The organism is Succinivibrio sp. (assembly GCF_045124615.1).
GTDB lineage: Bacteria > Pseudomonadota > Gammaproteobacteria > Enterobacterales > Succinivibrionaceae > Succinivibrio > Succinivibrio faecicola.
On record NZ_JBGVMC010000341.1, the window covers coordinates 1 to 6,507 of the forward strand.

Annotated in this window: 5 protein-coding genes; all 5 read right to left on the reverse strand. The window is 40.6% G+C overall.

What is annotated here, in order from left to right; all coding sequences use genetic code 11:
* A partial coding sequence (gene fbaA / locus ACJML3_RS09045) for a class II fructose-bisphosphate aldolase (RefSeq protein ID WP_406022530.1) occupies positions 1-867 on the reverse strand: 867 nt, incomplete at its 3' end.
* An 82-nt stretch (positions 868-949) separates the two neighbouring features.
* A complete protein-coding gene (locus tag ACJML3_RS09050; RefSeq protein WP_406022532.1) occupies positions 950-2,116 on the reverse strand; it encodes a phosphoglycerate kinase in 1,167 nt (388 codons plus the stop codon).
* Between the two features lie 255 nt (positions 2,117-2,371).
* A complete protein-coding gene (gene tkt, locus ACJML3_RS09055; protein ID WP_406022534.1) occupies positions 2,372-4,372 on the reverse strand; it encodes a transketolase in 2,001 nt (666 codons plus the stop codon).
* 22 nt (positions 4,373-4,394) lie between these two features.
* Entirely contained in the window at positions 4,395-5,633 is a 1,239-nt protein-coding gene (locus tag ACJML3_RS09060) for a hypothetical protein (protein WP_406022535.1), read from the reverse strand.
* A 100-nt stretch (positions 5,634-5,733) separates the two neighbouring features.
* Positions 5,734-6,384: a fructose-6-phosphate aldolase gene (gene fsa, locus ACJML3_RS09065; RefSeq protein WP_406022537.1), complete on the reverse strand. Its 651-nt coding sequence runs from the start codon at positions 6,382-6,384 to the stop codon at positions 5,734-5,736.
* Between the last annotated feature and the right edge of the window lie 123 nt (positions 6,385-6,507).

Here is a 6,507-nt window from a genome sequence, read left to right on the forward strand (position 1 = left end):
GATGTTCATCTTGATAACACCGTATGATACTGAATCACGGATTTCCTGCTCTGATGAGCCAGAACCACCGTGGAATACTAAGTTTAATGGCTTCTCATCAGCTAAACCAAACTTCTCCTTAACGTACTTCTGTGAATCACGTAGGATGGTTGGCTTTAACTTAACGTTACCTGGCTTGTAAACACCGTGTACGTTACCGAATGATGCAGCGATAGTGAAGTTTGGAGAAATCTTTGATAACTCCTCATATGCATATGCTACGTCTTCTGGCTGAGTATATAATGCTGACTCGTCCTTATCTGAGTTATCAACACCGTCTTCTTCACCACCGGTGCAGCCTAACTCTAACTCAAGAGTCATGCCGATCTTAGACATACGCTCTAAATACTTGCAGCAAAGAGCAACGTTATCCTTTAATGATTCCTCTGAAAGGTCGATCATGTGTGATGAGAATAATGGCTCACCGTGCTCAGCATAGTACTTCTCACCAGCGTCTAATAAACCGTCAACCCATGGTAATAGGTTCTTAGCGCAGTGGTCAGTGTGAACAACTACAGGTACACCGTAGAACTCAGCAACGTTACGAGCATGTAAAGCACCAGAGATAGCACCTAAAATAGCTGCGCCCTGTGGCTTATCCATCTTTAAGCCCTTACCAGCGATGAACTGTGCACCACCGTTTGAGAACTGTACCATTACAGGAGACTTAGCCTTAGCACCAGCCTCGATAACAGCATTGATTGAATCAGTACCAACGCAGTTAACTGAAGGGAAAGCGAAACCACCCTTACGAGCTAAAGCAAATAACTTCTGTAAGTTTTCACCAGCAACAACACCTGGCTTGATAACGTCTAAAATCTTAGTCATAAGATTAAATACCTATAAAAATAAAAAAGGAAACTTTTACATAACACAAATGCCAGCTGACGCTGGCATTTTACAAAATGAATTATTCAGCTGCTCTCTTCTCTAAGATTTCAACTGCTGGTAACTTCTTGCCCTCTACGAACTCTAAGAAAGCACCACCACCTGTTGAGATGTAAGAGATCTTATCGGTTACGCCGAACTTCTGGATTGCGTTGATGGTATCACCACCACCTGCTACAGAGAAAGCCTCTGAAGAAGCGATAGCGTCAGCCATTGACTTAGTACCTAAAGCGAACTGATCGAACTCGAATACGCCAACTGGGCCGTTCCATAAAATGGTCTTAGCATTCTTTAGAACTTCGTTGATGTTAGCCATTGACTTAGGACCTAAGTCGAAGATCATGTCGTCATCAGCGATGTCTGCTAAATCCTTAGTAGTAGCCTCAGCATTCTCGCTGAACTCCTTACCAACAACAACGTCTACGAAAGCAGGAATGTTGGTCTTGCCAGCAATTTCCTTAGCATCGTTAACTAACTCGTCTTCGCATAAAGACTTACCAACGTTGTTACCCTGAGCCTTGATGAAGGTATTAGCAATACCGCCACCAACGATTAACTGGTCGCAAACCTTTAATAAGCTGTTTAAAACTGTTAACTTGGTTGAAACCTTTGAACCGCCAACGATAGCAACCATTGGACGAGCAGGGTTGTCCATAACCTTGCCTAAAGCCTCTAACTCAGCAGCTAATAAAGGACCTGCACAAGCTACTGGAGCAAACTGAGCTGCACCGTAAGTAGTTGCCTGAGCACGGTGAGCAGTACCGAAAGCGTCCATTACGAATACGTCGCATAATGCAGCATATTTCTTTGATAAATCTTCAGCGTTCTTCTTCTCGCCAACGTTGAAACGGCAGTTCTCTAAAACTACTAACTCGTTTTCCTTAACGTCAACGCCGTTTAAGTAATCCTTCTCTAAACGAACTGATACGTTTGGTAACTTGGTTGCAATGTAATCTGCAACTGGCTTTAATGAGAACTCTTCTGCGTACTCACCCTCAGTAGGTCTGCCTAAGTGAGAGATAACCATAACCTTAGCGCCTTTCTCAAGAGCTAATTTGATGGTTGGTAATGTAGCCATAATACGCTTGTCTGATGCTACCTTGCCGTCCTTTAAAGGTACGTTTAAGTCTGCACGGATAAGTACTCTCTTGCCCTGTAGGTCAAGATCGGCCATCTTTAAAACTGCCATAGTTCGTTTTCCTCTGTTATAAAATTTGTCTTTGTTAGACTTTTACTTAGCATTTACATCGCAATATTTTAGCACATAAGTCAAACAATGCAATTTTAATGAGACATTTTTTCACTATTTTTCATTTTGACTTCATTATGGTGAAAATTGATTTCATTCACTTTTGCATTGAGCTTTGCTGATGTATTTTTCATCTTGCACAACAAAAGCAAAGCCGGCTTAAAGCCGGCCCTGTCAGATATCAAATCTTAAAACTTACTTTAAAAGATTTAATGCCTTGTTTACTACGTTCTCAACTGTGAAACCGTACTCCTTGAACAGTAATGATGCAGGAGCTGAAGCACCATAATGATCAAGACATAAGGTATCACCATCAAGACCAACATACTTAAACCATGTGTTTGAACAGCCAGCTTCAACAGCAAGTCTTGCACGAACAGCCTTAGGAAGTACAGACTCCTTGTACTCATCTGACTGACGGTCAAATACGTCTGTGCTTGGCATTGATACAACACGTACATTCTTACCCTGAGCCTCTAACTGCTCTGCAGCATGATATGCAAGAGCAACCTCAGAACCAGTACCGATCAGGATCAGATCAGGAGTACCAGCACAGTCCTTTAATACATAACCGCCCTTAGAGATGTTCTCAACCTGCTCTTGAGTACGGTTCATCTGCTCTAGAGTCTGACGTGATAAAATTACTGCACTTGGACCGTCTAATCTTTCAATCATGTATGCCCATGCAGCGCCTGTCTCAACCATATCGCAAGGACGCCACTCATCAAAGTTTGGAATTAAACGTAATGTTGAAATCTGCTCGATTGGCTCGTGGGTAGGACCATCCTCACCAACACCAATAGAATCGTGGGTGAATACATATAATGTAGGGATCTTCATTAAAGCTGACATTCTAAGAGCATTCTTAGCATAGTCAGAGAAGATTAAGAAGGTACCGCCATATGGACGGAAGCCACCGTGAAGTAACATACCGTTCATAGCTGCAGCCATAGCGAACTCACGTACACCCCAGTGAATGTAGTTACCCTCTAGATGACCAGGCAGAACAGACTTTGATTCCTTGTTTACAGTCAGATTTGAAGGAGCAAGGTCAGCAGAACCACCTACAAGCTCAGGTAGAAGTGAACCGAAGAAATCTAAAGCTAACTGACCAGCCTTACGGGTAGCAACCTTAGGATCTGCATTTTTCTGTAACTGCTCAATCCATGACTTGGTCTTTGCTGCAAAGTCAGCAGGTAGCTTGCCTTCCATACGGCGTGTATATTCAGCTGCTAACTCTGGGTACTTAGCCTTGTATGCTGCAAACAGATCGTTCCAGGCTTTCTCAAGCTTTGCGCCCTGCTCTGTTGCATCCCACTGTGATCTGATGTCTGAAGGTACCTCAAATGGACCATAGTTCCAACCTAAAGCCTTCTTAGTTGCAACAATCTCATCCTCACCTAAAGGTGCACCGTGTGACTTCTCAGAGCCTGCCTTTGCAGGTGAACCAAAACCGATTGTTGTAGGACAGATAATAATTGATGGACGGTTCTTATCAGCACGTGCAAGTTCAATTGCAGCACGTACCTGCTTGCCATCATTACCGTTTTCAATTTCGATAACCTGCCAGCCATAGCCTTCAAAACGCTTCTTAGTATCGTCAGCAAACCAGCCCTTTACCTCACCGTCAATTGAAATGCCGTTTGAATCATAAAGAACAACAAGCTTACCTAAACCTAAGGTACCTGCAAGTGAGCAAGCCTCATGTGAAATACCTTCCATTAAGCAGCCATCACCAGTGAATACATAGGTGTAGTGATCAACGATATCAAAACCTTCACGGTTGAACTCTGAAGCTAATAAGCGCTCAGCAAGTGCCATACCAACAGCATTGCCAATACCCATGCCAAGAGGACCGGTTGTTGTTTCAACACCAGGAACCTCACCATACTCTGGGTGACCTGGAGTCTTTGAACCGAACTGACGGAAATTCTTTAAATCGTCTAATGATAAATCGTAACCAGTCAGGTGTAATAAGGAGTAAATAAGCATAGAAGCATGGCCGTTTGATAAAACGAAGCGGTCACGGTTTGCCCACTTAGGATTCTTTGGGTTGTGATGCATAAAACCACGCCATAATGCTTCAGCCATATCAGCCATACCCATAGGTGCACCAGGATGACCTGAATTTGCTTTCTGAACACCATCCATGCTCAATGCACGCACTGCGTTAGCTAGCTCTCTGAAATCTGACATATTTTCTCCTTGAAAACAAAACCTAATTAACCTGATCGTCAAAGATTACCTTACCATCATTTAGTTCTATACAAGTGTGATAGGTATCCTTTGATTTTACTAAAACTTCATCGCCAATTGAACTTATATATTCAAATCCGGCATCATTCATTTTGTCGAACTTTACATTTATCTTTCCGACAAGATGACTTAAAACTGGGTTTATACCTCTGCTATGCTTTGGAATAGTCAAGTAGCCATTAGCCATAGCATTATACATTACATTTTTGTTATCTTTAACAAACTGTGATCGATACTCAAGTTTTTTCATATCAAGTTTCACAGCCTGATATATTGTAGCCTTGTTTATCAGCATTGGTCTTAATATCAGCTCAGGCCATGACAGATCAAGATTCTTAAGCTCATTCATGTTCAGATAACGAAGCGATCCTTCAAAAGTACCCTTACCGTATTTTAAGTCTCCTTTTGCCTTAATCTTCAGATTGAAATTATTAAATTTATCGAATCTGTAAGGAACAAGTGAAACATCAAAAGATTTGAACTGCTGAAGCACTTCACTTTCTGTAACTAGCTGTTTTGCATAAACTCTTGCAAAAAGCGGCTTTTGCAAATCATCCTGCTGATCATATGTCATTGTAAAGAAGAATTTGTCAGCACTTAAACCTGGTAAAAACAGGTTATCAAATTCTCCTGCAACTGTTTTTCTAGTATCAGCACTCTGTAAAAATCTATAATCAATAGTCAGGTTAGAATTCTTTCCGTTGTACTTCTTTACAACCCCCTGCTCTATGATTCTGTCTGAGTAAGGTGCCTGCAGATAGAATCTTGCTCTTACTGATAAAGGAATTAGTTTTACATGTACTAAAGCCTCATTGCTGATACTTTCCTTTAACAGTCCTGTTTTAACAGTAAAATCTCTTAAAAGAGGTTCAATCTGAAACTTTGATTCTAGATTTAAAAAATTGTATTCAGTCTTAACAATTATCTGATAACGCTTTTCAATATCAGGAATATCAATTTCAACGAAACCTACCTGATGATCCCAGCTTTCATCAATCTTTTTATAACTTACAGTGGTCTTGTATAAAAGCAGATCCGTTTTGTACTCGTGCTCTAAGAACAGATTTGCCTTGTAGACAATTGCTGCAAGAGCTCTGTTAGCGCACTTGCCTGTAACATATATACCTGCTCTATATATAAAGGCAACGCCAAGAACAAGCAATACAAGGATAAGCGATATCTTTAGTTTGAATGATTGCAAGTTAGTATCTCCAATTTAATACAGTGAAGTGTACTTCAATTGAAGAGGTTGTCTCAAGTTTAATATACCGGCATTAGCCGGTATATCACACTTTTTTTGATTAACCAAAAACTTTCTTGTAATCAGCCTGGAACTTCTCAATACCCTGATCTGTCAGAGGGTGATGAATCATCTGCTCGATAACCTTGTAAGGAACAGTTGCAATGTCTGCACCTGCAAGAGCACACTGAGTTACATGAACAGGATTTCTAACAGAGGCACAGATAATCTGTGATTCAATGTTATTGATAGCAAACATCTCTGAGATGGTTCTGATTAGTTCAAGTCCATCCTCAGAAATATCATCAAGACGTCCTACGAATGGAGAAACATAGGTTGCACCTGCTCTAGCTGCAAGTAAAGCCTGATTTGCAGTAAAGATTAAGGTAAGATTTGTCTTTATACCTTCAGCCTTGCACTGCTTGCAGGCCTTTAAGCCTTCTGCTGTCATTGGTAACTTTACAACCATGTTCTTATGAATAGCCGCAATTTCGCGAGCCTCTTTCATCATACCATCAAAATCAAGAGTAGTTGGCTTTACCTCACCTGAGATAGGACCATCAACGATTGAAGCAATTTCCTTTACGGTCTCTTTAAAATCATGACCTTCTTTAGCAATCAGTGATGGATTGGTTGTTACACCGCAGATAACACCTAAATCGTTTGCCTTTTTAATATCTTCAACATTAGCTGTATCTAAAAAGAATCTCATTTAAAAATACTCCCTACGAATCAATATCTGTTAATAAAACTGTTTTACCTAATAATAGTACAAACAATACCGTAAACGTTTACATTTTTATAAAACTGTGAACTTTTTCTAATTTTATTTTTT